The 24,907-nt window shown below is 73.9% G+C and carries 22 protein-coding genes; 11 read left to right on the top strand and 11 right to left on the bottom strand.

Translation table 11 applies throughout. The features are described 5' to 3' along the window. Entirely contained in the window at positions 1 to 1,188 is a 1,188-nt protein-coding gene (locus H8838_RS04530; RefSeq protein WP_185996028.1) for an SfnB family sulfur acquisition oxidoreductase, read from the bottom strand. A 204-nt stretch (positions 1,189 to 1,392) separates the two neighbouring features. Here H8838_RS04530 and H8838_RS04525 point away from each other — a divergent pair, with 204 nt between their 5' ends. Continuing rightward, positions 1,393 to 2,319 (top strand): LysR family transcriptional regulator, encoded by a 927-nt coding sequence (locus tag H8838_RS04525; RefSeq protein WP_185996027.1) that lies wholly within the window; start codon positions 1,393 to 1,395, stop codon positions 2,317 to 2,319. Positions 2,320 to 2,380: 61 nt separating this feature from the next. Beyond that, entirely contained in the window at positions 2,381 to 3,307 is a 927-nt protein-coding gene (locus H8838_RS04520) for a DUF4349 domain-containing protein (RefSeq protein WP_185996026.1), read from the top strand. On the opposite strand, the gene hemE is transcribed toward H8838_RS04520, so the two are convergent. Next, complete coding sequence (gene hemE / locus H8838_RS04515; RefSeq protein ID WP_224766377.1) at positions 3,292 to 4,332, bottom strand: uroporphyrinogen decarboxylase; 1,041 nt, start codon at positions 4,330 to 4,332, stop codon at positions 3,292 to 3,294. The genes H8838_RS04520 and hemE overlap by 16 nt on opposite strands. Positions 4,333 to 4,402: 70 nt before the next feature. Between hemE and H8838_RS04510 the strand changes: the two genes are divergently transcribed. After that, positions 4,403 to 5,029, top strand: a complete 627-nt coding sequence (locus tag H8838_RS04510; protein ID WP_181311624.1) for a DUF3000 domain-containing protein — start codon at positions 4,403 to 4,405, stop codon at positions 5,027 to 5,029. Beyond that, positions 5,026 to 6,405 carry a ribonuclease D gene (locus H8838_RS04505; protein ID WP_185996024.1) on the top strand — a complete coding sequence of 460 codons (1,380 nt, stop codon included), beginning with the start codon at positions 5,026 to 5,028 and terminating at the stop codon, positions 6,403 to 6,405. Before H8838_RS04510 ends, H8838_RS04505 begins: the two co-directional genes overlap by 4 nt. A 32-nt stretch (positions 6,406 to 6,437) precedes the next feature. Here H8838_RS04505 and H8838_RS04500 read toward each other — a convergent pair whose 3' ends face one another. The 7 genes from H8838_RS04500 to H8838_RS04470 form a co-directional block, all read right to left on the bottom strand. Next, positions 6,438 to 7,898 carry a sugar ABC transporter substrate-binding protein gene (locus H8838_RS04500; RefSeq protein WP_181311626.1) on the bottom strand — a complete coding sequence of 487 codons (1,461 nt, stop codon included), beginning with the start codon at positions 7,896 to 7,898 and terminating at the stop codon, positions 6,438 to 6,440. A 148-nt stretch (positions 7,899 to 8,046) separates the two neighbouring features. Beyond that, positions 8,047 to 8,526, bottom strand: coding sequence for a type II toxin-antitoxin system PemK/MazF family toxin (locus H8838_RS04495; protein ID WP_185996023.1), 480 nt, complete (start codon positions 8,524 to 8,526; stop codon positions 8,047 to 8,049). Positions 8,527 to 8,685: 159 nt separating this feature from the next. Further along, entirely contained in the window at positions 8,686 to 9,291 is a 606-nt protein-coding gene (locus H8838_RS04490; protein ID WP_224766376.1) for a hypothetical protein, read from the bottom strand. Between the two features lie 121 nt (positions 9,292 to 9,412). Then, positions 9,413 to 13,258, bottom strand: coding sequence for an ATP-dependent RNA helicase HrpA (gene hrpA, locus H8838_RS04485; protein WP_185996022.1), 3,846 nt, complete (start codon positions 13,256 to 13,258; stop codon positions 9,413 to 9,415). Between the two features lie 27 nt (positions 13,259 to 13,285). Beyond that, positions 13,286 to 14,560 carry a hypothetical protein gene (locus H8838_RS04480; protein WP_181311629.1) on the bottom strand — a complete coding sequence of 425 codons (1,275 nt, stop codon included), beginning with the start codon at positions 14,558 to 14,560 and terminating at the stop codon, positions 13,286 to 13,288. Next, a complete protein-coding gene (locus H8838_RS04475) occupies positions 14,557 to 15,075 on the bottom strand; it encodes a SigE family RNA polymerase sigma factor (protein ID WP_185996021.1) in 519 nt (172 codons plus the stop codon). Before H8838_RS04475 ends, H8838_RS04480 begins: the two co-directional genes overlap by 4 nt. A gap of 117 nt (positions 15,076 to 15,192) precedes the next feature. Continuing rightward, the gene (locus tag H8838_RS04470) at positions 15,193 to 15,642 is read right to left on the bottom strand and encodes a pyridoxamine 5'-phosphate oxidase family protein (protein WP_181311631.1); all 450 of its coding nucleotides are present in this window, start codon (positions 15,640 to 15,642) and stop codon (positions 15,193 to 15,195) included. Positions 15,643 to 15,704: 62 nt separating this feature from the next. On the opposite strand from H8838_RS04470, the gene H8838_RS04465 reads away from it, so the two are divergent. Further along, the gene (locus H8838_RS04465) at positions 15,705 to 16,547 is read left to right on the top strand and encodes an SDR family NAD(P)-dependent oxidoreductase (protein WP_185996020.1); all 843 of its coding nucleotides are present in this window, start codon (positions 15,705 to 15,707) and stop codon (positions 16,545 to 16,547) included. A 5-nt stretch (positions 16,548 to 16,552) separates the two neighbouring features. Further along, positions 16,553 to 17,122 carry a DUF402 domain-containing protein gene (locus H8838_RS04460; RefSeq protein ID WP_185996019.1) on the top strand — a complete coding sequence of 190 codons (570 nt, stop codon included), beginning with the start codon at positions 16,553 to 16,555 and terminating at the stop codon, positions 17,120 to 17,122. Here H8838_RS04460 and H8838_RS04455 read toward each other — a convergent pair. Further along, the gene (locus H8838_RS04455) at positions 17,100 to 18,440 is read right to left on the bottom strand and encodes a threonine/serine exporter family protein (RefSeq protein ID WP_181311634.1); all 1,341 of its coding nucleotides are present in this window, start codon (positions 18,438 to 18,440) and stop codon (positions 17,100 to 17,102) included. The two genes, H8838_RS04460 and H8838_RS04455, sit on opposite strands and share 23 nt — an antisense overlap. Positions 18,441 to 18,493: 53 nt before the next feature. Here H8838_RS04455 and H8838_RS04450 point away from each other — a divergent pair, with 53 nt between their 5' ends. Further along, positions 18,494 to 19,624, top strand: a complete 1,131-nt coding sequence (locus tag H8838_RS04450) for a glutamate--cysteine ligase (protein ID WP_185996018.1) — start codon at positions 18,494 to 18,496, stop codon at positions 19,622 to 19,624. 61 nt (positions 19,625 to 19,685) lie between these two features. Next, complete coding sequence (locus H8838_RS04445; RefSeq protein WP_185996017.1) at positions 19,686 to 21,092, top strand: WS/DGAT/MGAT family O-acyltransferase; 1,407 nt, start codon at positions 19,686 to 19,688, stop codon at positions 21,090 to 21,092. Between the two features lie 6 nt (positions 21,093 to 21,098). Here the strand turns inward: H8838_RS04445 and H8838_RS04440 are convergent, their stop codons facing one another. Further along, on the bottom strand, positions 21,099 to 22,265 hold the full coding sequence (locus tag H8838_RS04440) for a site-specific DNA-methyltransferase (RefSeq protein ID WP_224766374.1): 1,167 nt from the start codon (positions 22,263 to 22,265) through the stop codon (positions 21,099 to 21,101). 40 nt (positions 22,266 to 22,305) lie between these two features. Between H8838_RS04440 and H8838_RS04435 the strand changes: the two genes are divergently transcribed. The 3 genes from H8838_RS04435 to H8838_RS04425 all read left to right on the top strand — a co-directional run bounded on the left by H8838_RS04435 (position 22,306) and on the right by H8838_RS04425 (position 24,903). Then, on the top strand, positions 22,306 to 23,658 hold the full coding sequence (locus H8838_RS04435; RefSeq protein WP_181311638.1) for a phosphodiester glycosidase family protein: 1,353 nt from the start codon (positions 22,306 to 22,308) through the stop codon (positions 23,656 to 23,658). Positions 23,659 to 23,675: 17 nt separating this feature from the next. Further along, positions 23,676 to 24,242, top strand: a complete 567-nt coding sequence (locus H8838_RS04430; RefSeq protein WP_181311639.1) for a mismatch-specific DNA-glycosylase — start codon at positions 23,676 to 23,678, stop codon at positions 24,240 to 24,242. A gap of 142 nt (positions 24,243 to 24,384) precedes the next feature. Then, on the top strand, positions 24,385 to 24,903 hold the full coding sequence (locus H8838_RS04425) for a hypothetical protein (RefSeq protein WP_185996015.1): 519 nt from the start codon (positions 24,385 to 24,387) through the stop codon (positions 24,901 to 24,903). Positions 24,904 to 24,907: the final 4 nt, after the last annotated feature.

Genomic DNA, 24,907 nt, shown 5'->3' with positions numbered 1-24,907 from the left:
TCAGAGCTGACCGTGGTTGGGGGGCAGGACGCCTTCCAGCGCCCAGCGGCCGAGGTGCTGGACCTTCCAGGACGCCGGGTCGTGCAGCGTGTGGGTGCGGGCGTTGCGCCAGTGCCGGTGGAGGTTGAGCGAGTCCAGCGCCGAACGGGTGCCGGCCACCTCGAAGAGCCGCGAGGAGACCGAGACCGAGGCCTCGGTGGTCGCGGCGCGGGCTGCGGCCACGGCGAGGCTCGCCGCGCCGGCGGACTCCTCGGTCAGGTCGGCGTCGGCGGCGTCGATCGCGGACGCGGCCGCGGCCACCAGCAGCTCGCACGCCCTCACCGAGACCTCCATCTGGCCGAACGCGTGCACCACCAGCGGGTCGTCGGCGGCCCGGGCCACCACCGCGTCGGGGTAGGGACGGCTCTTGGTGGTGACGAACTCGGCGGCCTCGGTCAGTGCGGCCCGGGCGATGCCGGCGTCGAGCGCGGCGTGCAGCACCTGGGCGAAGGCGCCGTAGGTCTGCGGGCCGGTGAACGTCTCGGCGTACCCGGTGACCAGCTCCGGGTCGACCCGGACCTCGCGCAGCGTGACCGTGCCCGACGCGGTGGTCCGCTGGCCCATGCCCGCCCAGTCGTCGACCACCTCGAGGCCGTCGGCGGTGCGGGGCACCCAGGCGACGACCATCGGACCGTCGACGCCGCGGTGGGTCAGCACCGGGATCCAGTCGGCGAACAGCGCGCCGGTGCAGTAGCCCTTCTCCCCGCTCAGCCGCCACTCCCCGTCGGGGTGCTCCACCATCGTGGTCCGGTGGTCGCGGACGTGCTTGGTGCCGATCTCGGACTGCGCGTTGCCGAACGAGGCGCCGGCCAGGACCTCGGCGAAGAGCCGGGCCTGCTGGGCGGGCGTGCCCTGGTGCTTGAGCAGGTTGACGTAGACGAAGTGGCTGTGCGGGATCTGGGCGATGCTCGGGTCACCGGCGGCGAGCAGTCGGAACACCTCGGCCAGGACCGCCACCGGCAGGTCCGCTCCCCCGTGCTCGGCGGGCACGGTGACGGCCAGCAGCCCGGAGGCCTTGAGCGCCGCCACCTCCTCGTACGGCGTGCCCCGCTCGGCGTCGCGCTGGGCGGCGCCCTTGGCGAAGACCGCCCCGAGCTCGGCGGCGACCTGGAGCGCGGCCGCGGCGTCCAGCACCGGGACGGAGCTCATGCCGCACCCCGGCCGGCGGCACGGTCCGCGTCGGGAGCGAGCTGGACCACGAGCCACCTCTTCCTGGTTTTTGTCTACTGACTTCGTAGACATTAACCCGGGAGCACCCCCGCGCCAAGCAGCAGGGCCGTTCCCGGACGTCGGTTCTGCCGACGGGGTGGACGGATAAACCTATTAAGTCAGGTATTTAGGTAGTCTTTAGCCATGAGAGTCGAACAGCTCGAGTGTCTGGTGGCGGTCACGCGCCACGGATCGCTCCGCCGCGCCAGTGAGCACCTGCACCTCTCCCAGCCCGCGCTGAGCGAGTCGATCACCCGGCTGGAGCGCGAGCTGGGGGTCCTGCTGCTGGACCGCCGGCGCTCGGGCGCCCGCATCTCCCGCGACGGTCGCGAGCTCCTCCCCTACGTGGAGGCGGTCCTGGAGTCGGTGTCCCGGTTGCGCAAGGCCGCCGGCGACACGGACCTGGCCAGCCGCCTGCTCCGGGTCGGCACGGTGAGCACGGCCACCTCCACCCTGCTCAACCCCGTGCTGCGCACCCTGGCCGAGGAGCGGCCCGAGAGCCGGATCGAGGTGGTCAACGCGCGCCAGGAGGAGATCAACGAGGGACTGCGCCGCGGCAGCCTCGACGTGGGGCTGGTCAACGTGCTCGCCGGCGACGACCCGCCGGCCGGGCTGGTCGACGTGCCGCTGCTCACCGGGCCGGTGGTCGTGGTGATGCCTGCCGACCACGCGTTCACAGCCCGCGAGGAGGTGGCGGTCTCCGAACTGCTCGACGAGCCCTTCGTCGCCATGCGCGAGGGCTACCTGATGCACCGGCTCGCCCTGCGGGTCTTCGGCACGCACTGGCCCCGCGCCTGGGCGAGCACGGACGGCGCCGAGCTGGGCAAGGCGATGGTCGCCGACGGAGCCGGCCTCACCTTCCTGCCGCGGTTCAGCGTCGACGGCGACGCGCTCCAGCGCGCCGGCGCCATCACCCACCGGCCGCTCGCCGGACTCGACGAGGAGGTGCACCTCGTCGTGCGCACCCGCGCCCAGGGACGCCGTACCGCGCCGCTGGACCGGCTGCTCACCCTGCTCCAGACACGCGCCGCCGGGCTCCGGGAGGTGCCGGCCGCGGACCGGATCGCCTGATCGGCGGCGTCTGGTCCGCTCCGGCCGGGAACCGCCGGCGCCGCACCCGCGTCCCACCGGCATGACCAGACGACCCGCCCGAGCCACGGCGTACGCCGCCCTGGTGGCCACCGCCCTGCTCCTGACCGGCTGCACCAGCACCGGAGACGGCTCCACCCAGAGCGACACCTCGTCCTCCGGCGGGACGACCTCGGACGAGGCGGCCGCGGACGGCGTGGAGGCGCCCGAGGCGGCGTCCCGGCGCACCGGTGCGGACGGCAGCGCCCAGGCCGCCCCCGCCGTCGCCCGCCGCGCGGTGATCGCCACCGCCACCGTCGCCCTCGACTCCCCCGACGTCGCGAAGACGCGCCAGGAGGTGAAGCGGGTCGCCGACGTCCTCCGCGGCGAGGTCAGCGACGAGGAGGCGAGCACCGACGACGGGGAGCTGACCTGGACCCGGATGGTGCTCCGGGTGCCCACGGAGAGCTACGAGGAGGCGATCCAGCGGGTCGAGGAGACGGGTCGCATGCTCGAGACCGAGCGGAGCACCGAGGACGTGACCACCCAGGTGATCGACAACGACGTCCGGATCCGCGCCCAGGAGCGGAGCCTGCGGCGGGTCGAGGTGCTGCTGGACCGGGCCGAGCGCATCGCGGACGTGGTCAGCGTCGAAGCCGAGCTGACCCGCCGCCAGGCCGAGCTCGACTCGCTCAAGCAGCAGCAGGCCTACCTGGCCGACCAGACCTCGATGGCCACCGTCACGGTCCACGTCTCGCTCCGTGACAGCGAGGAGGATCCGGTGGCCGAGGACGAGGACGGCTTCCTGCACGGGCTCGCCGCCGGCTGGGCCAGCCTGAGCGGCGCCGCGGTCGCGCTCGCCACCGTGGCCGGGGTGCTGCTGCCGTGGCTCCTCGTCCTCGCCCTGCTCGGCGTCCCCACCTGGTGGGCGAGCCGCCGACTGCCGCGACGAGGTCGCGGACCGGCCGAGCCGCGTCAGTCCAGCGGGTAGGACTGGACGAACTCGGTCAGCCGCGCCAGCTGGTCGGGGTCGGTCGAGGGGATCACGCCGTGGCCCAGGTTGAAGATGTGACCGCGCGCGGAGCGACCCGCCTCGATCACCCGGGCGGCCCGCTCGGTCATCACCTCGGTGGGCGCGAAGACCAGGGTCGGGTCCAGGTTGCCCTGGACGCCGCGGTCGCCGACCAGCTCGATCCCGCGCTCCAGCGGGGTACGCCAGTCGATCCCGACCACGTCGGCCCCCGCCTCCCCCATCAGCGAGAGCAGGTTGGTGGTCCCGACGCCGAAGTGGATGCGCGGCACGCCCAGCTCGCCCGCCGCCGCCAGCACCCGGGCCGAGTGCGGCATCACGTGCTCGCGGTAGTCGTCCGGGGTCAGGGCGCCGGCCCAGGAGTCGAAGAGCTGGACCGCCGACGCGCCGGCGTCCACCTGCACCTGCAGGTACGCCGCGGCGATGCCGGCGATCTTGCGCATCAACGCGTCCCAGACCTCGGGGGCGCTGAACATCATCGCCTTGGTCTTCGCGTGCTCCTTCGACGGACCGCCCTCGACCAGGTAGGAGGCGACCGTGAACGGCGCACCGGCGAAGCCGATCAGCGGGGTGGCGCCGAGCTCGCCGACCAGCCACTGCACCGCCTGGGTGATGAAGGGCACGTGCTCGGGCGTGAGGTCCGGGATCGCCTCCACGTCGGCCAGGGTCCGCACCGGCGAGGCCACCACGGGGCCGATGCCGGGCTTGATGTCCAGGTCGACGCCGACCGCCTTGAGCGGCAGCACGATGTCGGAGAAGAAGATGGCCGCGTCCACGCCGTACCGCCGGACCGGCTGCATGGTGATCTCGACGACCAGCTCGGGGTCCATGCACGACTCGAGCATGCCGACCCCCTCGCGCACCCGGAGGTACTCGGGGAGCGAGCGCCCGGCCTGGCGCATGAACCACACCGGGGTGTGCGGCACGGCCTCCCCTCGGGCTGCCTTGAGGAACGCGCTGTCACGGGCGACTGAAGAGGGACTCACGCCCCCGATCATCGCAGGTCAGGCGGCGTGTTGGCACATCCCTGCGGGGCCCGCGACGTAGGTTGGCGGCATGGCTGTCAACTCCGAGCCGCATCCCGGGACGGGTGCGGACGAGGCTCCTGCGTCGTTCCGCGCCGCGGTCGCGCAGATGCGCGCCGCTGCGCTGCGTCCCGAGGTCTTCTGCGAGGAGATGCCCGCGCCCCAGCGGATCGCCCCGTGGTCGGCCGCCCTGACCGCAGACGTCACCGTCGGTGACGACGAGGTGGCCACGGGCCGGATCATCCTGCTGCACGACCCCGCCGGCAACGACGCCTGGAACGGCACGTTCCGCTGCGTGGCCTACGCGCGCGCCGACATCGACCCCGAGCTGGTCACCGACCCGATGCTCGGCGCCGTCGGCTGGAGCTGGCTGGTCGAGGCCCTGGGAGCGAACGGCGCCCAGTGGGCCAACGAGTCGGGCACCGTGACCCGGGTGGCCACCGAGAGCTACGGCGGGATGGCCGGCGAGGAGGGCACCGCCCAGCTCGAGCTGCGCGCGTCGTGGACCCCCGCCGAGGGCGAGGACGGCCCCGACCTGAAGCCGCACGTCGAGGCCTGGGGCGAGCTGCTCTGCACCGCCGCCGGGCTGCCGCCGCTGCCCGAGGGCGTGACCGCCATGCCCAGCCGCCGGGGCCAGCGAGGCCCGGACACCCCATGACCTCACCGCACGACGAGAGCACGACCCCGGATCCCACCGGCACCGAGGCAGACACCGAGGCCAGCACCGGAGCAGGCAGCACCGAGGCCGACGAGACGACCGCCGCGCCCGAGCCCGCTCCCCTGCTGACCCTGCGCGACGGGGTGCCCGACGTGGTGGACACCCCCGAGGGCCTGGCCGCGGCCTGCGCCGCGCTGGCCGCCGCCACCGGGCCGGTCGCCCTGGACGCCGAGCGCGCCTCCGGCTACCGCTACTCCAGCCGCGCCTACCTGATCCAGCTGCGCCGCGGCGACTCCGGCACCTGGCTGGTGGACCCGATCGCGTTCGGGTCGCACCTGCCCCAGCTCGCCGAGGCGCTGGGCGACGAGGAGTGGATCCTGCACGCCGCCAGCCAGGACATCCCCTGCCTGCGCGAGGTCGGCCTCGAGCCGGTGCGGCTCTTCGACACCGAGCTGGCCGGCCGCCTCCTCGGCTACCCCCGGGTGGGTCTGGCAACCCTGGTCGAGCAGATCCTCGGCCTGCGGATGCGCAAGGAGCACTCGGCGGCGGACTGGTCGACCCGGCCGCTGCCGCGGTCCTGGCTGGAGTACGCCGCACTCGACGTCGAGGTGCTGGTCGAGCTGCGCGACCACATGGCCGCCGAGCTGGTCGCCCAGGGCAAGGACCAGTGGGCGCACGAGGAGTTCCAGCACCTCACCGGCTTCCAGCCCACCGTCCGCGCCGAGCCGTGGCGCCGGACCAGCGGGCTCAACAAGCTGCGGGGCCGACGCGCCCTCGGTGCCGCCCGCGCGCTGTGGCAGACCCGCGACGAGATCGCCCGGCAGCGCGACGTGACACCGGGCCGGATCATCCCCGACTCCGCGGTGATCGCCGCCGCCTCCGCCATGCCGACGGACCGGAACGCCCTGCTGCGTACGCCCGGCTTCCACGGCCGGGGCGCGGACCGCTACTCCTCCCGCTGGCTGGCGGCGCTGGACGAGGTCCGGACCCTGCCCGAGTCCCAGCTGCCGACCCGCACCCAGCGCGGCGACGGTCCCCCGCACCCCCGCACCTGGGCGGACCGGGAGCCGGTGGCCGACCGCCGGTTCAAGGCGGCCAGAGAGGCGACCCTGGCGCTGGCCGAGGAGCACGGTCTGCCGGTGGAGAACCTGATCTCCCCCGACCACGTGCGGCGCGCCATGTGGGCGCCGCCCGCCACCCGCGACCCCGAGCAGCTGGCCCACGACCTCGCCGAGCAGCTCGCGTCGTACGGCGCTCGGCCCTGGCAGGTCGGGCTCGTCCGCGACGCCCTGGTCGCCGCGGTGCTGCACGGCGACGAGCCGGTGCCGGACCCCGAGCCCGAGACGGATCCGGGCGCCGGCCCGGCGACCGCCTAGGACCCTCCGGGGCGTCCTCGGCTGGCCCGGGACTACTGCTTGGGCTTGCCCGACGGGCTCGGCTTGGCCTTCGGGCTGGTCGTGGGCGTCGGGCTGGTCGTCGGCGTCGGGCTGGCGGAGCCGGACGACTCCGACTCCGGGTCGACCTCCACCGACTCCGGGTCCAGGACCGCGCGCGAGGCCTCGTCGATCTGCTCGGTGACCGCCTCCAGGTCCAGGTCGCCCGGGGCTGTGAGCAGCTCGAGCATCCACGGCGCCACCGCCTCCTCGAGCTCGGGCCAGGAGTGCAGCAGCGGGTCGATGGTCATGCCCCGCACGGCGGTGTTGAAGACGCGGCTGCGCTTGGGCTGGCGGGCGGTCTGCAGGAAGTCCTCCGAGCCGGCGACGGCGAGGTTGGCGGGGACCATCCCGCCGGCCTTGACCACCTCGCGGGTCGACTCCTCGCTCACCGAGTGGGCGATCAGGTCGGCCGCCGCGGCCGGGTGCTTGCTGTCCGAGGAGATGCACAGGCCGGTGACCTCGCCCACCGTGGCGGCGTTCTCGACCATCGGCATCGACATCACGTTGAAGTTGAGGTCGCGGACCTGACGCAGCTCGGGCACCAGGTCGCGGTAGCCGGCGATCATCCCGAGCTTGCCCCGCTTGAACCACTCCAGCGCGGGACGCTTGGCCAGCTGCTCGTCGGTCAGGGTCAGGCTGGCGTCGCGCAGCACGGCCAGCGACTGCTCCAGGGCGGCGCGGCTGTCGTCGTCGGAGAAGTTGAGCGAGGTGGGTGACTCGGCGTCGTCGAAGACGCTGCCGCCGCCGGACTCCACGAAGGGCGCGAGGCCGTGCACCGACGGCTCGATCCAGAACCCGCTGGTGCCCCGGGCGGGGCGCGCGGCGAAGTCCGCGGCCGCCTCGAACTCGGCCAGCGACCAGCGGTCCCAGCGCGAGGGCACGTCGAAGCCGCGGCGCTCCATCTTGTCGAAGTCCACGAGGTCCTCGTTGACGTACATCACCATCGGGGAGACCGCGTAGGCCATGCACTGGAGCTCGCCGTCGAAGCTGAAGGACTCCACCGCGTCGCGCGAGAAGTCGTCCCCGAAGTCGACGCCCCGCTCGTCGAGCAGCTCGCTGACCGGGCGGGTCAGGCCCTCCTCCAGGAGGTAGTCCAGGTCCTGGCGGTTGACCATGAAGACGTCCGGCACGTCGCCCTCGCGGACGGCGTCCATGGCGGACTCCCGGTCCTTCCACTCCACCAGGTCGACCTCGGCGCCGGCCCCCTTCGCGTTGAAGTCGCTGGCCACCGAGGACCACCCGGCGAGCTCGGGCTCGCTGCCGTAGACACCCAGGCGCAGCTGCACCGGCTCCGGGGTCGCCGTCCGGGTCGGGCCGGTCGCCGTGGCCTCGGGGCTGGGGGCGGGGTCGTCGCCCCCGTCCGAGCAGCCCCCCAGGACCAGGGCCAGGGACAGAGCGGCGACGGTCGCCAGGGCAGGACGACGGGACAGCATCGAGAGGGGCCTCTCCTTCGGGGCGGGCGCCGCCCGCGGGTGAGGGCGTGCGAGCACACCCTATCGACCCGCCGGGAGCCCGCCGGGATCCGCGGCGGCCGTGGCCGGCGACGAGGAGGCGCAGGCCACAGGGCGCGACCGCAGCGGCTCAGTCGAGGTCGTGGAAGCGCCGCGCCTCGGCGGCGACCATGTCGAACAGGTTCCGGTCCAGGGCTCCGCCCTCGCGCCGGATCGCGCCGTCCTCGAGCCGGAGCAGCCGGTCCAGGCGCACCTCGCTGGGTCGCCGCTGCCGGTCCCAGTCGCCGACGCCCACGTCCATCCAGTGCCGGCCCCAGCGGGCCTCGTCCTCGGCGTCCCGGTCGTGGTCCTGGCTGCTGAGCATCAGGCCGACCCACTGGCCGGCGTCGCGGCCCAGGAGCAGCACCGGGCGGTCCTTGCCCTGCCGTGGGTCGTCCTCGTAGGCGACCCAGGCCCAGACCACCTCGCCGGGGTCCGGGGCGCCGTCGCGCCGGGCGGCGTACTCGACCACGGGGCGGTCCGACGCGCCGGGCCGGGTGCCGGGCCGGGAGGCGGACCGGGTGCTGGACCGGGAGGCGAGCACGTCGAGCGCGCGGCGGAGGAGACCCATGGGCCCGAGGCTAGCGGGAGCTGAGTGGTGGTGCGCCGGACTGGGAGCGCCTCACGGCGCGTGGCCGCTCGTAGCGGCTTATTTTGGGACCCGGGGCTGCCGCAGCCCGACGCACCACCACGGACCATTGTAGTCGCCGACCCGAGGGCCACGTGCCGGTCAGGCCAGCTCGCCGCGCATCTCCAGGCGGGCCGCAGCCTCCAGCTGCTCGGCCAGCGTGAGCATCCGGGGCACCTCCTGGTGCGGGGCGTCGGAGCGCTGGGTGAGGATCGCCCGGCCGACCGCCACGACGTGCGCGAAGGCGGCCGCGCGGTACAGCACGTCGGCGAAGTCGCTGCCCGCGATCCCGCGCAGCACCTGGTCGACCATCGCCTTGAGCTCCTCGGCCCCCGGCGGGTCGGCCACCCCCGCCACGACCCGGGCGAACGGCGCCGCGCCCCGGCCCGCCTCGTACTCCGCAGCCACCTCCTGCGGGGCCCGGTGCACCCAGTCACGCAGCAGGTAGAGCCGCCACAGCGCGCCGGCCAGCGAGTCGGCGGGCGAGCCCGACCAGAGCTCGGCCAGCACCTCCAGGCCCTCGGTCTCGGCCAGGTGCACCACCCGCTCGGCGACCCCCGCGTCGTCGCTGGCCCGGGCGCCGCGCACCAGCAGCGCCGCCGCCCGGTCTGCCGCCTCCTGCAGGAGCAGCGGATCCGCACCGGACTCCAGCTCGGCGAAGAGCTGGTCGCCCGGCATCATCGGACGGTGGTGGGGTCGCTCGGCCATGCCCTTCAGCGTACGACCGGTGCCTGCGCCCCGGGCGGGATCCCCGCACAGCCGGGGAACCACGTGGTTCGGGGGTGTTACAACACGTGCCAACCCACCCGATCCCCGGCCAAGCGGGGATTCATGAGGCGGCGAGGGCCTTGCGGATCCGCTGGTCCGAGACCGGCTGGGCGGTCCCCAGCTGCTGGGCCCACAGGGAGACCCGGTACTCCTCGAGCATCCACCGGACCTGGCGCAGCGCGGCACCGGGGGGACGGCCGGCGGGCAGGGCGTCGACCTGGTGCAGGTACGCCGCCTGGAGGTCGGCCACCTGTTCCATCAGCTGGCGGTCGCGGGCCAGCTGGGTGCCCAGCTTCTCCCGGCGCTGCTCCAGCGCCGCCAGGTAGCGGGGGTAGTGGCGCAGCTGACGCAGCCCCGCCTCGCCGACGAAGCCCCGGTGCACCAGCCGCTCGAGCTGGCCCCGCATCTCGGTCAGCGCCGGCAGGGTGTGCAGGTCGGCGCGGCCGGACAGCGCCTTGTCGCAGGCCCGCCAGGCCGCCAGCACCCGGATCACGTCGGCGACCGCCGCGCGCACCGAGGCCTCCAGGTCGGTGCCCGCGACGGCCAGCAGGGCGTCGTACGCCGCCCGGTCCCGCACCGGCGGGTAGGCGTCGACGACGTCGGCCAGCACCCCGGCCCGCACGTCCTCCAGCAGCTCGGCGACGCTCGGGTACGGCGAGGCGGCCAGCCCCAGCTTCTCCGCGTTGGTCAGCCCGGCCAGCACCTTCTCGGCGCCGGGCAGCGCGAGCAGCAGGAGCCGGCGTACGCCGAGCCGGTGCCGCGCGGCAGCCTCGTCGGCCGACCCGAAGACACCCAGGCCGACGGTGCTGCCCTCGTCCTCGAGCGCCGGGTAGCCCCGCACCTCGTGGCCGGCGCGGCGCTGGGTGAAGGACTCCTCCAGCGTGCCGAACGTCCACTCCGTCTGCCCGGTCGCCGTCACCCCGGAGTCCCCGGCGACCTCGGCCACCGCGGCCGCGAACGCTGGGCGCAGCGGCGCCTTGAGCGCCTCCAGGTCCTTGCCCCGGGCCGCCTCGGCACCGTCCTCGGTCACCACCCGGAAGGTCGGGCGCAGGTGCTCGGGCACCTTGCTCCAGTCCCAGGCCTCCCGCGGCACGTGCACGCCGGTGGAGGCACGCAGGTAGCGCTCCAGCGCGTCGAGCAGCGGCTCCTCCCCGGGCGGCACCGCGGCCAGGAACGCCCGCGCGGTGTTGGGCGCGGGGACGAAGGAGACCCGCAGGTTCTTGGGCAGGCTGCGGATCAGGTGCACCACCAGCTCCTCGCGCAGCCCCGGCACCAGCCAGGAGAAGTCGTCGGTGCCGACCTGGTTGAGGGTGGCCACCGGGACGTCGATCGTCAGGCCGTCGTCGCTGGCACCCGGCTCGAAGTGGTAGCTGATCGAGAAGGTCAGGTGGTCCCCGTGCCACTCGGTGGGGAAGTCACGGGCGGCGACCTCGTCGGCGGTGTCGTGGGTGAGCATCGCCGGGTCGAAGGTGAGGAGGTCGGGGTTGGTCTGCCGCTCCTTCTTCCACCACTGGTCGAAGTGGGCGCCGCTGACCACGTCGGCCGGCACCCGGGCGTCGTAGAAGTCGAACAGGGTGTGCTCGTCGACCACCAGGTCGCGTCGGCGCGCCCGGTGCTCGAGCTCCTCGGCCTCGGCGAGCAAGGCCAGGTTCTTGGCGTAGAACCGGTGCCGGGTGTGCCACTCCCCGTAGACCAGGGCGTGCCGGATGAACAGCTCGCGCGAGACCACCGGGTCGATCCGGCCGTAGTTGACCGGACGGTCGGCGACCAGCGGGACGCCGTACAGGGTGACCTTCTCCAGCGCCGTGACCGCGGCGCGCTTCTTCGACCAGTGCGGCTCGCTGTAGGAGCGCTTGACCAGGTGGGCGCCGAGCCGCTCGGCCCACTCGGGCTTGATCGCGGCGTTCTGCCGGGCCCACAGCCGGCCCGTCTCCACGAGCTCGCCGGCCATCAGGAACGCCGGGTTGCTGCCCTTGAGCACCGAGCCGGGGAAGATCGCGAACCGGGCGCCGCGGGCACCGAGGTACTCCCGCATCGGCCGCCGTGCCCCGCCTTGGCCGGGCTTCTGCTTCTCCCGCTCCTCCAGCGCGCCGATGTGGGAGAGCAGGCCCGAGAGCAGCGCCTGGTGGATGCCGTCGGCGTCCGGTACGTCGGCCGGGCTGCCCAGGTCGACCTTCATCTCCTTGCAGACCTGACGCAGCTGGGACTCGAAGTCCTGCCACTCCCGGACCCGCAGGTAGTTGAGGAACTCCCGCTTGCACATCCGGCGGAACGCCGAGGAGGAGAGCTCGCGCTGCCGCTCCTTGAGGTAGCGCCACAGGGTGAGCCAGGTGAGGAAGTCCGACGACTTGTCCTTGAACCGGGCGTGCAGCTGGTCGGCCTGCGCCTGCTTCTCCGCCGGCCGCTCGCGCGGGTCCTGCAGCGACAGCGCCGCGGCGATCACGATCACCTCGCGCACGCAGCCCAGCCGCTCGGCCTCCAGGATCATCCGACCGAGCCGCGGATCGATCGGCAGCCGGGCCAGGCGCTGCCCGACCTTCGTCAGCCGCGGGCCGGTGGGCGCCCCTCCCCTGCCCTTGCGAGGCCCCGGACCGGCCGTCGGCTGCGCTGGCTGGGACGAGGTCGAGATCGCCCCGAGCTCCTCCAGCAGCTGGACGCCCGCGTCGATGTTGCGGCGGTCCGGCGGGTCCACGAACGGGAACCGGGCCAGGTCGCCCAGCCCGAGGGAGGTCATCTGCAAGATGACCGAGGCCAGGTTGGTACGCAGGATCTCGGGGTCGGTGAACTCCGGGCGGGAGTCGAAGTCCTCCTCGGAGTAGAGCCGGATCGCGATGCCCTCCGCGACCCGGCCGCAGCGGCCCGAGCGCTGGTTGGCCGAGGCCTGGCTGATCGGCTCGATCGGCAGCCGCTGCACCTTGGTGCGGGCCGAGTAGCGGGAGATCCGGGCGACGCCGGTGTCCACGACGTACCGGATGCCGGGGACGGTCAGCGACGTCTCGGCGACGTTGGTGGCCAGCACCACCCGGCGCACGTGGGAGGGGTGGCTGGAGAAGACCCGGTGCTGCTCGGCGGCGGAGAGCCGCGAGTAGAGCGGCACGACCTCGAGCCGGTCCGACTTCAGCGCCTCCAGGGCGTCGGCGGTGTCGCGGATCTCCCGCTCGCCGGGCAGGAAGACCAGGACGTCGCCGGGTCCCTCGGCGGAGAGCTCGCGGACGGCGTCCAGGATCGCCTCGGTCTGGTCGCGCTGGACCGCCTCCCCCTCCTCGTCGGCCTCGGGGAGCTCGACCAGCGGCCGGTAGCGCACCTCGACGGGCCAGGTGCGTCCGGAGACCTCGATCACCGGGGCGTCGTCGAAGTGCTGGGAGAACCGCTCGACGTCGATGGTGGCGGAAGTGATGATCAGCTTGAGGTCGGGGCGCTTGGGCAGCAGCCGCTTCAGGTAGCCGAGCAGGAAGTCGATGTTGAGGCTGCGCTCGTGGGCCTCGTCGATGATGAGCGTGTCGTACTTGCGCAGCTGCCGGTCGCGCTGCAGCTCGGCGAGCAGGATGCCGTCGGTCATCACCTTGACCCGGCTGGCGCGGGAGGTGCGGTCGGTGAACCGCACCTGGTAGCCGACCAGGTCGCCGAGCTCGGTGCCCAGCTCCTCGGCGATCCGCTCGGCCACCGAGCGGGCCGCGATCCGGCGGGGCTGGGTGTGGCCGATCAGGCGGCCGCTGCGGCCGTCCTCGCCGGGGCGGCCACGGCCGAGCTCGAGGCAGATCTTGGGCAGCTGGGTGGTCTTGCCGGAGCCGGTCTCCCCCGCGACGATGACCACCTGGTGGTCCCGGATGGCCTCGGCGATGTCGTCATGGCGCTGCGAGACCGGCAGCTCGGGCGGGTAGGTGATCACCGGGTCGCTGCTGGGCATGATGCCGCCCATTGTGCCCGGAGGGTGTCAGTCGCGCTGCCACCGCTCGTCGAGGACGAACGCGACCGCGTGCTCCATGGGGTACGGCGTGGCACCGCGCAGTCGCTCGACGCGCACCTCGGCCCAGGCCCGGGGACCCCGGCGCACCACGTCCACGCGGGCGGAGGCAGCGCCCGTGGTCGCCACGAGCACCTCGCCGTCGCCGTCTCCCAGGACCTCGCAGGTCGAGTAGACCGTGGTGCACAGGTCCTCGAGGTCGGGAGCCCCGGGCAGCACCGGGTGGACGGTCCACCGCAGCCCGGTCTCCGATCCCGCGGCCCGCCGTACGCCCCGGGCCTCGCCCGGCTTGACCACCGTGGCGTCGAGCTCGCCCCCGGCGGCCAGGAGCTGCTCCCCCAGCTCGCGGAGCCCGCCGTCCCGACCCTCGACCACGCCCAGGCTGGGGAGGCCGTCCAGGGTCAGTCGCGGGTCCGAGGCGGCCGCGAGCAGTGCGTCGGCGGTGAGCGCCTCGGTCTGCACCGGGACCAGGGAGTCGTTGCCGAAGAGCCGGTCGAAGGTCAGCACCACCGTCTCGCCGTCCTGCCGCTCGGCCAGCACCGAGGTGGCTCCCCCGACGGTGGCCACCTCGGCCGCCCGGAGCCCCTTCGCCGCCTCGAGCATCTCGCAGACGGCCTCCTCCGGCACCGTCGTGCAGGGCCAGGTCGCGGTCCCGCGGCTGCCCGCGACCTCGACCTGGAGCATCCCCAGCCCGTCCTGGCCGGGCTCGGTCCAGGCGTACTTGGATCCCAGCGCCTGCAACGCGCGCGTGGAGCCGCCGGCCGTCTGCACGTTGCGGTGCTCCCGGCCCCAGGGCCGGAGGTGGGTACGGCGGGGGTCCAGGTGCTCGGCGAGCACCTCGTTCCACGCCGCCAACGTCGGACCGAAGGTCTCCATCGGATCCGCCGTCGTCGTGTCCGCCCCGCCCGGGCGCGGCTGCACCTCCCGGCCGGTGCCGAGTCGCGGCAGGCCGGCCGGCAGGTCGGAGGCCGCGTCCGAGGGCACGTCGGAGGCCGCCGGCGCCGGGCCCCGGACGGGGTCGCGGCCGGTCATCCCCGGCAGGAGCACCGCGGCACCGACGACGGCCAGCACTGCGGTCGAGGCACCGAGCCCGACCACGCCCCGACGGCGCCTGAGCCTGCGCCGCCCGCGGACCAGGTCCTGGGCGACCGCCGTCCCCGGGGAGACCGGCAACGGGATCCGTCGCGACAGCTCCTGCAGCTCACGGTCGAGCACGTCGCCCTCGGGCTGGTGGGGGTCCCTCATCTGGTCTCTCCGTTCGTCACAGGGGTGAGCGTCCCGCGCAGCCGCGTGAGTGCGGCCGAGCTCTGGCTCTTGACGGTTCCGGTGCTGACCCCGAGGTCACGGGCGGTCTCCTCGACCGAGAGGCCCCAGTAGTGGCGCAGCACCACCACCCGACGCTGCCCCGGGGCCAGCGCGCGCAGTGCCTGCCACAGCGCGTCGTCGGAGGCGAGCCGGTCCGCGCCGTCCACCGCGCCGTCCAGCTGGGTGTCGGGTGCCGGGCGTTCGCGGCGCCAGGGCCGCCGGGTCTCGTCCAGGTGCGCGTTCACCACCGTCCGACGCGCGTACGCCTCGACCTGCTCCATCCGGGAGACCCGCGGCCAGGCCACGTACAGCTTCGCCAGTGCGATCTGTACGACGTCCTCGGCCCGATGGCTGTCGCCGCACAGCAGGTAGGCGGTGCGGTACAGCAGGGCGCGTCGTGCCACCACGAACTCGGTGAACCCGTCGTCGCGCCCGTTCCGCGGTTGCCCGCCCATCCGTCCTCCTGTCCCGTGCCCTCACCCTCCCAACGGGACGCGGCAGCAGGAGGTTGGCTCTCCGCGTGAAGAAGTTCTCGAGCCCGCACCGCGGCTCAGAGTCCGGCCAGGCCGGTGTCAGTCCCGGCGCTCGCTCTGCGCGACCACCGGGTGCGGCCAGCGGTCGCCGCCGACCCGACGGCCGGTCACCTCGTCGAGCGAGATCCGCAGCAGCAGCGTGCGGTGGCCACCGGCCCAGGGCTCCGGGGACTCGGCGCGCTCGCCCGTCCCCGCCCCGACGACCGCCTGGTCGGGTCCGCGTTCGCAGTGCCCCAGCACGATCACGCTCCAGCCACGCCCCAGCGCGCGGTCCAGGTGGTCGATCTCGAAGGCCACACTGGTGCCGGGCGCGTAGGTGGCCAGCTCGGAGTACGCCGTCGTGCGGATCGCCACGGCGTCCGCGCCCACGGTGTAGTTGACCGGCACGATCCGCGGTCCGCGCGGGGTGGTGAACGCCACCCGCCCCACCACGTCCCGGCCCAGCAGCTCGCGGCACTCGTCGGGACTGAGCTCGACCACGTCGTCCATCGCCACATCGTGGCACGGCTCGGGGCCGGACGCGACCGCCCCGGGACGGCTATCGTCGCGCCATGAGGACACTCGACGGCAAGGTGGTGGCGATCACCGGCGCCGCCTCGGGGATCGGCCGGGCGCTGGCGGTGGAGGCGGCAGGACGCGGAGCGGCGCTGGCGCTCTCCGACGTGGACGAGGCGGGGCTGGCCGAGACCGGCCGCGTGGCCACCGGGGTCGGCGCCCGCGAGGTGCTGCTGGACCGGGTCGACGTCTCGGACCGCGACGCCGTCGCGGCCTGGGCCGACCGCGTGGCCGAGCACTTCGGCCGGGTGAACGTGGTGGTCAACAACGCCGGCGTGGCGCTGGCCGGGGACTTCACCGACCTCGACCCGGGCGACATGGAGTGGATCATGGGGATCAACTTCTGGGGCGTGGTCCACGGCACCCGGTCGTTCCTGCCGCACCTGATCGCCTCGGGCGACGGGCACGTGGTCAACCTCTCCTCGCTGTTCGGGCTGATGTCGATGCCCGGCCAGTCGCTCTACTGCGCGGCCAAGTACGCCGTACGCGGGATGTCCGAGGCGCTGCGCGAGGAGCTGATCGTCGCCGGGCACCCGGTCGGGGTGACCGTGGTGCACCCGGGCGGGATCAGGACCGCCATCGCCCGCAACGCCCGGGTCGCCGACCCCGACGACAAGCAGCGCACCGCCGACTTCTTCGACCGCAAGCTGGCGCGCACCGACGCCGAGGAGGCCGCCCGGGTGATCCTGGACGGGATGCTCGCCGGCAAGGCCCGCGTCCTGGTCGGCGCCGACGCGCACGCGATGCACCACCTGGCCAAGACCCTGGGCTCGCGCTACCAGGACCTGGTGGCGCGGGTCGCCCGACGGGCGCTGCCGGCGCGCACCAAGGTGGTCTGAGACCCGTGCGCCCCGGGCAGCCGGTGCGCTGCGAGATCACCAAGTGGGGCGACCGACCGCACTGGTCCTACGAGGGGGTGTGGCTCGGCGCCGACGAGCACGGGGAGTGGCTGGGCTTCCCGGTCGGCACGCTCTTCGCCCGGCCCGGGCACCGGTTCGTCACCGCCCACGACCAGGTCGGCCTGGTGCCCGCCGCCGTGGACGGGACCCGGCCCTGGTGGCTGGCCACCCTGCACGGCGAGGGCGCCGGCACCCTGCCGCCGCTGGCCGGCGAGCCGGTCGCGCTGTACGTCGACATGACCACCCCGGCCCGCTGGGACGGCACCACCCTGCGCGCCGTCGACCTGGACCTCGACGTGGTCGGGGACGTGCACGGCCGGGTGGTGGTCGACGACGAGGACGAGTTCGCCGAGCACCAGGTGCTCCTCGGCTACCCCGCTGAGGTGGTCGCGGCCGCCCGCGCCAGCTGCGCGCAGGTGCTGGCCGCCGCCTCGGCCGGGGACCCGCCGTACGACGGGACGCACCGGCGCTGGCTGGCCGAGCTGGCCAGGATCAGCGCTTCGAACGAGCCCTGAAGACACCGACCAGGCGGGGTCCGGCGAGCCGCTGCTCGAGCTTGCGCGCCTCCCGCTTGACCGGCTGCGCGACGTACTCCCCCAGGATCACCCCAGAGGCCAGCGCGATCGCCACCGAGGCCGCGGTGACCATGGCCAGCAGCCCCTGGGAGATCGCCGGTCCGCCCTCGGCCATCAGCGACAGGCCCCGGTAGATCGAGAGCCCCGGCAGCAGGGGCACGATCGCCGAGACCACGACCACCAGCGGCGGCACCCGCACCCGGCCGGCCACCGCGTAGGCGACCAGGCCGATGGCGAACGCGGCGGTGGCCGCCGCCCAGGTGCGGCCGAGCCCCGCGTCGTCGATCACCCGGAAGATGGCGGCGGCACCGCCGGCCACGACCGCGATCGGCAGCAGGATCCGCTTCGGGGAGTACGCCGAGTAGGCGAAGGCCGCCGCACACAGCGCGGCGCCGACCGACAGCACGCCGATGTCCTGCCAGCCCGAGGCGCCCGGCTCGAGCTGGCCCACGTCGACCCCGAGCAGCTCGCCCAGGGTCAGGCCGCCGCTGACCCCGGCGATGATCCCGGCGGTGGCCAGCAGGGCCTCGATGATCCGCGCTCCGGCGGTCACGTAGAAGCCCGAGAGGGCGTCCTGCAGCGCGCCCATGAACCCGATCCCGGCCAGCAGCATGATGATGTTGGCCGTCACCACCAGCGACGGGTCGACGTCGAGGTCGGAGGCGGCCGCGCCGACCGCGAACAGGGTGGCCACCACGCCGCCGGCCACCTGGAGGTAGAAGGTGGGCAGGCGACGCCGGCCCAGGAAGAGCTGCACCCGGTCGATGCTGGCGGCCGCGGCGAACGCGATCGCCACGACCATCCAGCCGCCGCCCAGGAAGAGGGCCACGGAGGCGCACATGACGCCCGTCGCCACGGTGACCGCCCAGCGCGGGCGGTTGTGGCCGACCGAGACGATCGTGGCCATCCGGTTGCGCGCCAGGTAGAGGTCGAGGCGCCCGGCCAGCAGGTCACGCACCAGGTGGTCGACCTGGGTGAGGTCCTCGTAGTCGATGTCGCGCTGCTTGACCTGGCGGATCATCACCAGCGACGGCATCGCCGCGTCGTACTGGTAACCCATCGAGACCTGGGTGAAGGTCACGTCGATGTCGGTGTGGCGCAACCCCAGGTGGTGGGCGACCGCGCCCATGGTCGCGGTCACGTCCGCAGCACCCGCCCCGTTGGCCAGCAGCATCTCGCCGATCCGCAGGCACAGGTCGATGGTCAGGTTGAGCTCCTTGACGTCCACCTCGCTGTTCTGATCAGGCACAGACGTCATGCTGTCACGCGGCCTCGGCGAGGGTCCGTGCACCCGCCCCCTAGGCTGACCGGGTGCGCATCGACTTCCACGGATCGCCCGAGCCGACGCTTGGCGTCGAGTGGGAGCTCGCCCTGGTCGACCGGGAGAGCCGCGACCTGGTGAGCCGGGCCTCGGACCTGTTCGACCACGCCGTCCCCCGGCTGGACCACCCTGAGCGGCTGCACAAGGAGCTGCTGAAGAACACCGTCGAGCTGGTGACCGGGATCTGTCACGACGTGCCCGAGGCGATGGGGCAGCTGCGCGAGACCCTCGAGGTGGTCGCCACCAGCGGTGACGAGCTCGGCGTGGACCTCTTCGGCGCGGGCGCCCATCCCTTCGCCAGCTGGTCGGCCCAGCAGATCACCGAGGGGAACCGCTACGAGGAGCTGATCAACCGGACCCAGTGGTGGGGCCGGCAGATGCTCATCTGGGGCGTGCACGTGCACGTCGGGCTGCCGGAGCGCGACCGGGTGATGCCGGTGCTCACCGGGCTGCTCAACAGCTACCCGCACCTGCTCGCCCTCTCCGCGTCCTCGCCCGTGTGGGCCGGGCAGGACACCGGCTATGCCTCCAACCGGGCGCTGATGTTCCAGCAGCTGCCGACCGCCGGGCTGCCGTTCCAGTTCCAGCGCTGGGAGGAGTTCGAGTCCTTCGCCCACGACCAGCTCACCACCGGGGTGATCGACCACCTCAACGAGGTGCGCTGGGACCTGCGCCCGGCTCCCGAGCTGGGCACCCTGGAGAACCGGGTCTGCGACGGCGTCTCCACCCTGGACGAGCTGGGCGCGCTGACCGCGCTGATGCACTGCCTGGTGGTCGACCTGGACGCCCGGATCGCGGCCGGCGAGCGGGTGAGCACCATGCCGCCCTGGCACGTGCAGGAGAACAAGTGGCGGGCCGCCCGCTACGGCCTGGACGCGATCATCATCCTGGACGGCGACTCCCGCGAGCGGCTGGTCACCGACGACCTGGCCGACCTGCTCGAGCGCCTGGAGCCGGTGGCGCGTCGCCTCGGCTGCGCCGACGAGCTGCGCCGGGTCGCCGACATCCCGAACCGGGGCGCCTCCTACCAGCGGCAGCGCGCGGTGGCCAAGGAGTCGGGCGGCGACCTGGTGGCCGTGGTCGACTCGGTGGTCAACGAGCTGCGCGGCTCCCTGGCCTGACCGGGGCGCTGGCCCGGCCACGACCCTGGACGCGGCGTCCCGGGACTGCGATGCTCGGGCCGTGGTCACGCTGCTGGACCCCACGTCTCTCGGATTCCTGACGGTGGAGAGCCGCCAGATGCCGATGCACGTCGGCGGGCTGCACCTCTTCGCGCGTCCCGAGGACGCCGACGACGGCTACGAACGCACGCTGGTGAACCAGCTGCGCACCGTGCCGGAGATGTCACCGCTCTACCTGCGCCACCCGCACCGTTCCGCGCGGACCGCCGGTCAGCTGGTCTGGGAGACCGACCGGTCCTTCGACATCGAGCACCACGTGCGGCACAGCGCCCTGCCCCGCCCGGGCGGGGGCCGGGAGCTGCTCGAGCTGGTGAGCCGCCTGCACTCGACGCGGCTGCCCTGGGAGCGACCGCTGTGGGAGTCGCACGTGATCGAGGGCCTGAGCGACGGCCGGGTGGCGATCTACCACAAGATCCACCACGCCCTGATGGACGGCGTCTCGGCGATCCGGCTGCTCAACGTGGTGCTCAGCGACGACCCCGAGGAGCGCGGGATGCTCGCTCCCTGGGCGCTCCACCCGGCGCCGGTCGAGGGGGCCTCCCGAGGCCCGGCCGGCAGCACGGACCTCGCGCACGTCTCCCTCACCGCCGTCCGCTCGGCGCTCGGCCTGCTCGCCGAGGCGGCCGGACTGCCCGGCGCGCTGGTCCGCACGCTGTCCCGGTCGGTGCGCGACCAGCCCTCCACCGTCTCGCTCCACTCCCCCCGGACGATGCTCGACCGGGAGTTCACCGGGGCACGGCGCTTCGCCGCCCAGGACTGGCCGGTGGAGCGGCTGCACGCGGTCGCCCGGTCCAGCGGGACCACGATCAACGACGTGGTGGTCGCGATGACCTCAGGCATGCTGCGCCGCTACCTGCTCCAGCACGACGAGCTGCCTCGGCAGAGCCTGGTGGCCATGGTCCCGGTCGGGCTCAAGGCCAGGGAGTCGCACCTCCCGTCGGCGGACGGCGGCAACGCCGTCGGGGCGGTGATGGTCCGGATGGGCACGGAGATCGCCGACCCCGCAGGGCGGCTCCGCGCGGTCCACGAGTCGATGAAGGCGGGCAAGGCCGCGCTGGCCTCGATGACGCCGCTGCAGATCATGGCGATGAGCGGGCTGGGCCAGGCCCAGGCGATGCTCCCGGTGCTGTGGGGGGCGAGCGGACTCACCCGTCCGCCGTACAACGTGATCGTGAGCAACGTGCCCGGCCCCCGGCAGGCCAAGTACTTCAACGGCGCCCGGCTGCTGGGCAACTACCCGGCCTCCATCCCGATCCCGGGCGCCGCGCTCAACATCACCTGCACCTCCTACGACGGCAAGATGTGCTTCGGCCTCACCGGCTGCCGGCGCGCGGTGCCGCGCCTGCAGCAGATGCTGCCCTTCCTGGACGAGGAGCTGGCGCTGCTCGAGGAGGCCGTGGGCGCCTGACCGGTCCTAGCGCTCCTCGAGCCCGCCGCCCACCTGCTCGGCCACGGCGCGCAGCCGGGCCCGGGTGATGTCGGCGACGGTGGCGAGCCCGGCGCGTGCGGCGTGGGTGCCCGGTCGGGTGGGCTCGGCCCAGTTGATCGACAGGCAGTGCCGGCTGCCGCCGTCCGCGGCGTTGGCCAGGGCCACCGCGTGCCCGGTGGTGCCGCTGCCGGCGAACGGGTCGAGCACCCGGACGTCGTCCGGCATCGTCTGCAGCACCCGGCGCAGCAGGCCGGTGGGCTTCGGGGACTCGAAGACGTGGCCCACGGTCTGCTTCAGCTCGGCCACCGCGGTGTCGGTGGAGCCGATCTCCTCGGCGTGCCAGATGGTCCGCAGCTTCTTGCGTCGACCACCGGGCAGCTCGAGCCAGTCGCGCTGGAAGACGTCGACCCGTCGCCCGCGCAGCCCGCGGATCTCCCGGCAGACCAGGTCCTCGGGCCGTGCCTCGATCCGGGGCGCCGACCAGCGCCAGACCGCCGGCGTGCCGTCGCCGAAGACCGGGGTCACCTCGACCGCCCCCGGGAAGGGCGCCAGCGCGACCTGCCCGCCGTCGGGGTCGCCGTACACCGGGAAGTGCAGGGTGGGCGCGGTGGCCGGGTTGAACTTCTTGTTCGTGTTGCGCAGCGGCAGGTGGCGGAACCGCCGGCCGTCGCCGGTGACCTCGGGGAAGTCCGCGGAGTCCACCGAGTCGGGGCTGGAGGCGTCCAGCACGCAGCGGCGGGCGTCGCGGGCGTAGACCAGCAGGTACTCGTGGTCGGTGGCGAAGCCGCGCCCCAGCTGGCGGCCCTTGGCGTTGAGGTTGACCACGACCTGCGCCAGGAAGCACTCCTCGCCGAAGACCTCGTCCATCAGCAGCCGCAGCCGGGCCGCCTCGTTGTCGTCGATGCTGACGAAGATCGCCCCGGCGGGGTCGAGCACCCGGTGCAGCTCGACCAGCCGCGGGCGCATCATCGCCAGCCAGGCCTCGTGCCGGCCCGCGCGCCGCCCGTCGGCGCTGCGGAACCGGTCGGCGTAGGCGAAGCCGTTGCCGGTGTTGTACGGCGGGTCCGCGTAGACCAGGTCGACCGAGCCGGGCGGGAGTCCCGCGAGCACCTCGAGGTTGTCCCCCTCCACGAAGGTGTTCCAGACGCGCACGTGCGCCACATTAGTGCCGCCGGCCCCTACCCTGGAGCGCATGGCTTCTTCTACACGACCGTTCCCGCCCGCTCGACGGGCCGTCCGGCTGGCCGTGGCAGGCCTCGCCGTCGGCTCCTGCGGACTGGCCCTCACCGCCCCCGGAGCCACCGCCCAGGGTGCCGACGGGGACCGGGACGACCGGGGTGCGGTCGCCCGGCTCCACGCCGCCGACGCCCAGCGCGCCACGGGAGAGCGCGCCCCCGGCACCGGCACCGACGAGCGGCCGCAGCACACCAGCGACGGCAAGGCGGGCTGGGTGGCCGAGCCGCTGCCCCCGACCGCTCGCCGGGCTCCGGCCACCGTGATCTCCGAGACCACCTGGAGCATGGGCCCCGGCATCGAGTACCGCACCTGGGACCAGCTCGAGCCGCGCGGCGCCAACATCCCCAAGACGGTCCGCTTCCAGCTGCTCACCGTCGACATCGTCAACCCGGCCAACACCTTCGACCTGGTCGCCACCGAGAAGGTCGCCTCCGGCACCTCGGTGGAGTGGATGGCCAAGCAGTCCGGCGCCGTGGCCGCGATCAACGGCGACTTCTTCGACATCGGCGACACCGGCGCCCCGCTGGGCGTCGGCAAGGCCCGGAAGGGCGGGCTGCGGCACGCCCCCGCCTCCGGCTGGAACAGCAGCTTCTGGGTGGACAAGGCCGGTCGGCCGCACGTCGGCGAGCTGCCCTTCACCGGCAAGTTCCGCAAGGGCAAGCACCCGCGCATCACCCTGGCCGGCTTCAACACCCCCACCGTGCCCCGGCACAGCGTGGCGGTCTACACCCCGAAGTGGGGCAAGACCAGCGGCTACTCGGTCACCGACGGGCAGAAGCGTGCCCGCCAGGTCGTCATTCGCAAGGGCCGGGTGGTCTCGAACCGCTACGGGCTGACCAAGGGCAAGAAGATCCAGGGCAAGCTCCTGGTCGGCCGCGGCAAGGCCGCGGGGCTGCTCAAGAAGCTGAAGAAGGGCGAGCGGCTGGGCCTGCAGTGGCGGGTCAAGGGCGCCCCGAAGGTCGCCATCAGCGGTGACCGCCCGCTGCTGGTCGACGGCCAGCGCGTGGTGATCAACGACCAGCTGATGCACCCGCGCACCGCGGTGGGCATCGACGAGGACGGCAACAAGGTCTTCTTCCTCACCGTCGACGGCCGCCAGTCGTTCAGCCGCGGCTACACGATGGTCGAGCTGGCCAACATGATGCAGGCCCTCGGCGCGGAGAACGCCCTCAACCTCGACGGCGGCGGCTCCACCACCATGGTCGGCCACACCGACGCGGGGCAGCTCAGCGTGCTGAACTCCCCCTCCGACGGCACCCAGCGCCGGGTGCCCAACGGGCTGGCGGTCTTCTCGAACCCGATCAGCTGAGCGGGGTCAGCCGGACCGTGCCGCGCTTCACCCGCGCCGAGCTGGAGAGCTACCGGGACGCCGAGGTCCCCGACCTGATCGGGTCGGGGATCCGGCTGCTCTTCGTCGGCATCAACCCCGGGCTGTGGACCGCCGCGACCCGTACCCACTTCGCGCACCCGGCCAACCGCTTCTACCCGGCGCTGGAGCGGGCCGGGATCCTGGAGCGGCCCGTCCCGCCCGGGGCGGTGATGGACGAGGCCGCCCAGCAGGCCCTGTGCGCCCGCGGCCTCGGCATCACCAACCTGGTGCCGAGGGCCACGGCCCGCGCCGACGAGCTGAGCGCCGAGGAGCTCGCCGAGGGGGCCGAGCGGCTGGCCGCGCTGGTGGCGCGGACCCGGCCGCGGGTGGTGGCGGTGCTGGGGATCACCGCGTACCGGCAGGCCTTCGGCCGGCGCAAGGCGGTGGCCGGACGGCAGCCGGAGGGGATCGGCGACGCCGAGCTCTGGGTCCTGCCCAACCCCTCGGGGCTCAACGCCCACCAGACCATCGACACCCTGGCCGTGGCGTACGCCGAGCCCGCCCGGGCCGCCGGGCTGCTCTGACCCGACCCGACCCGATTCGACCCGACCCGAGCCGAGCCGAGCGGAGCCGGGTGAGAGTCGCCCTCCTGTGGAGGCACGGGAGCCAGGGCAAGGCTGTGCACGTACGGCGCCGCTCGGCCTCGCGGCCGGGCACGCTCGGAGCATGACCTCCCAGGACCCGCAGCCCCCGACCGCCCGCCTGGCCTCCCCCACCGCTCTGCCCGCGGACTCCCCCGCCGCTCTGGCGCACCGGCACTGGCGCCGTCAGGTCTCCCGGGCGCTGGCGCGGCGTTCACCCGAGGCTGACTTCCCCGCCCCCTCGGTCTGGCTCCTCCTGCTCACCGAGGACGGTGGCTCCTCGCAGACGGTGGAGCTCACGGACGCCGGTCCCCTCCCGGATGACGGCTGCGGGCCTCGAGTGGAGCAGTGGGGCGAACTGCTCGGTCTGCTGGCCGGTCCGGTCCGGGCGGGTGCGGAGCCGGGCTCGCCGGTCGTGGTCAGCGTGCTGCGCACCCGTCCCGGCGGCGGCCCGGCGACGCGCGAGGACCTGCGCTGGCTGGAGACGCTCGAGGAGGCGGCCGAGTCGGCGGGGCTGCCGTGCGTGCTGCGCTGCTTCGCCAGCCGCGACCTGTTCCGGGTGCTGGACCGTGACGACCCGGCCGGGGTCGCCCGCTCGGCCTGAGGTC

Source organism: Nocardioides campestrisoli, assembly GCF_013624435.2.
Lineage (GTDB): Bacteria > Actinomycetota > Actinomycetes > Propionibacteriales > Nocardioidaceae > Nocardioides > Nocardioides campestrisoli.
The sequence above is the reverse complement of the archived record's forward strand: the minus strand, read 5'-3'. Positions and strand labels throughout refer to the sequence as shown.

What these genes read in the sequence shown, in the direction of transcription:
- H8838_RS04525 (WP_185996027.1), top strand. Translation starts at nt 1,393, where the DNA reads ATGAGAGTCGAACAGCTCGAGTGTCTGGTGGCGGTCACGCGCCACGGA.
- hrpA (WP_185996022.1), bottom strand. Translation starts at nt 13,258, where the DNA reads ATGCCCAGCAGCGACCCGGTGATCACCTACCCGCCCGAGCTGCCGGTC.
- H8838_RS04480 (WP_181311629.1), bottom strand. Translation starts at nt 14,560, where the DNA reads ATGAGGGACCCCCACCAGCCCGAGGGCGACGTGCTCGACCGTGAGCTG.
- H8838_RS04490 (WP_224766376.1), bottom strand. Translation starts at nt 9,291, where the DNA reads ATGGCCGAGCGACCCCACCACCGTCCGATGATGCCGGGCGACCAGCTC.
- H8838_RS04510 (WP_181311624.1), top strand. Translation starts at nt 4,403, where the DNA reads ATGGCTGTCAACTCCGAGCCGCATCCCGGGACGGGTGCGGACGAGGCT.
- H8838_RS04520 (WP_185996026.1), top strand. Translation starts at nt 2,381, where the DNA reads ATGACCAGACGACCCGCCCGAGCCACGGCGTACGCCGCCCTGGTGGCC.
- H8838_RS04505 (WP_185996024.1), top strand. Translation starts at nt 5,026, where the DNA reads ATGACCTCACCGCACGACGAGAGCACGACCCCGGATCCCACCGGCACC.
- H8838_RS04475 (WP_185996021.1), bottom strand. Translation starts at nt 15,075, where the DNA reads ATGGGCGGGCAACCGCGGAACGGGCGCGACGACGGGTTCACCGAGTTC.
- H8838_RS04425 (WP_185996015.1), top strand. Translation starts at nt 24,385, where the DNA reads ATGACCTCCCAGGACCCGCAGCCCCCGACCGCCCGCCTGGCCTCCCCC.
- H8838_RS04470 (WP_181311631.1), bottom strand. Translation starts at nt 15,642, where the DNA reads ATGGACGACGTGGTCGAGCTCAGTCCCGACGAGTGCCGCGAGCTGCTG.
- H8838_RS04500 (WP_181311626.1), bottom strand. Translation starts at nt 7,898, where the DNA reads ATGCTGTCCCGTCGTCCTGCCCTGGCGACCGTCGCCGCTCTGTCCCTG.
- H8838_RS04530 (WP_185996028.1), bottom strand. Translation starts at nt 1,188, where the DNA reads ATGAGCTCCGTCCCGGTGCTGGACGCCGCGGCCGCGCTCCAGGTCGCC.
- H8838_RS04465 (WP_185996020.1), top strand. Translation starts at nt 15,705, where the DNA reads ATGAGGACACTCGACGGCAAGGTGGTGGCGATCACCGGCGCCGCCTCG.
- H8838_RS04495 (WP_185996023.1), bottom strand. Translation starts at nt 8,526, where the DNA reads ATGGGTCTCCTCCGCCGCGCGCTCGACGTGCTCGCCTCCCGGTCCAGC.
- H8838_RS04435 (WP_181311638.1), top strand. Translation starts at nt 22,306, where the DNA reads ATGGCTTCTTCTACACGACCGTTCCCGCCCGCTCGACGGGCCGTCCGG.
- H8838_RS04455 (WP_181311634.1), bottom strand. Translation starts at nt 18,440, where the DNA reads ATGACGTCTGTGCCTGATCAGAACAGCGAGGTGGACGTCAAGGAGCTC.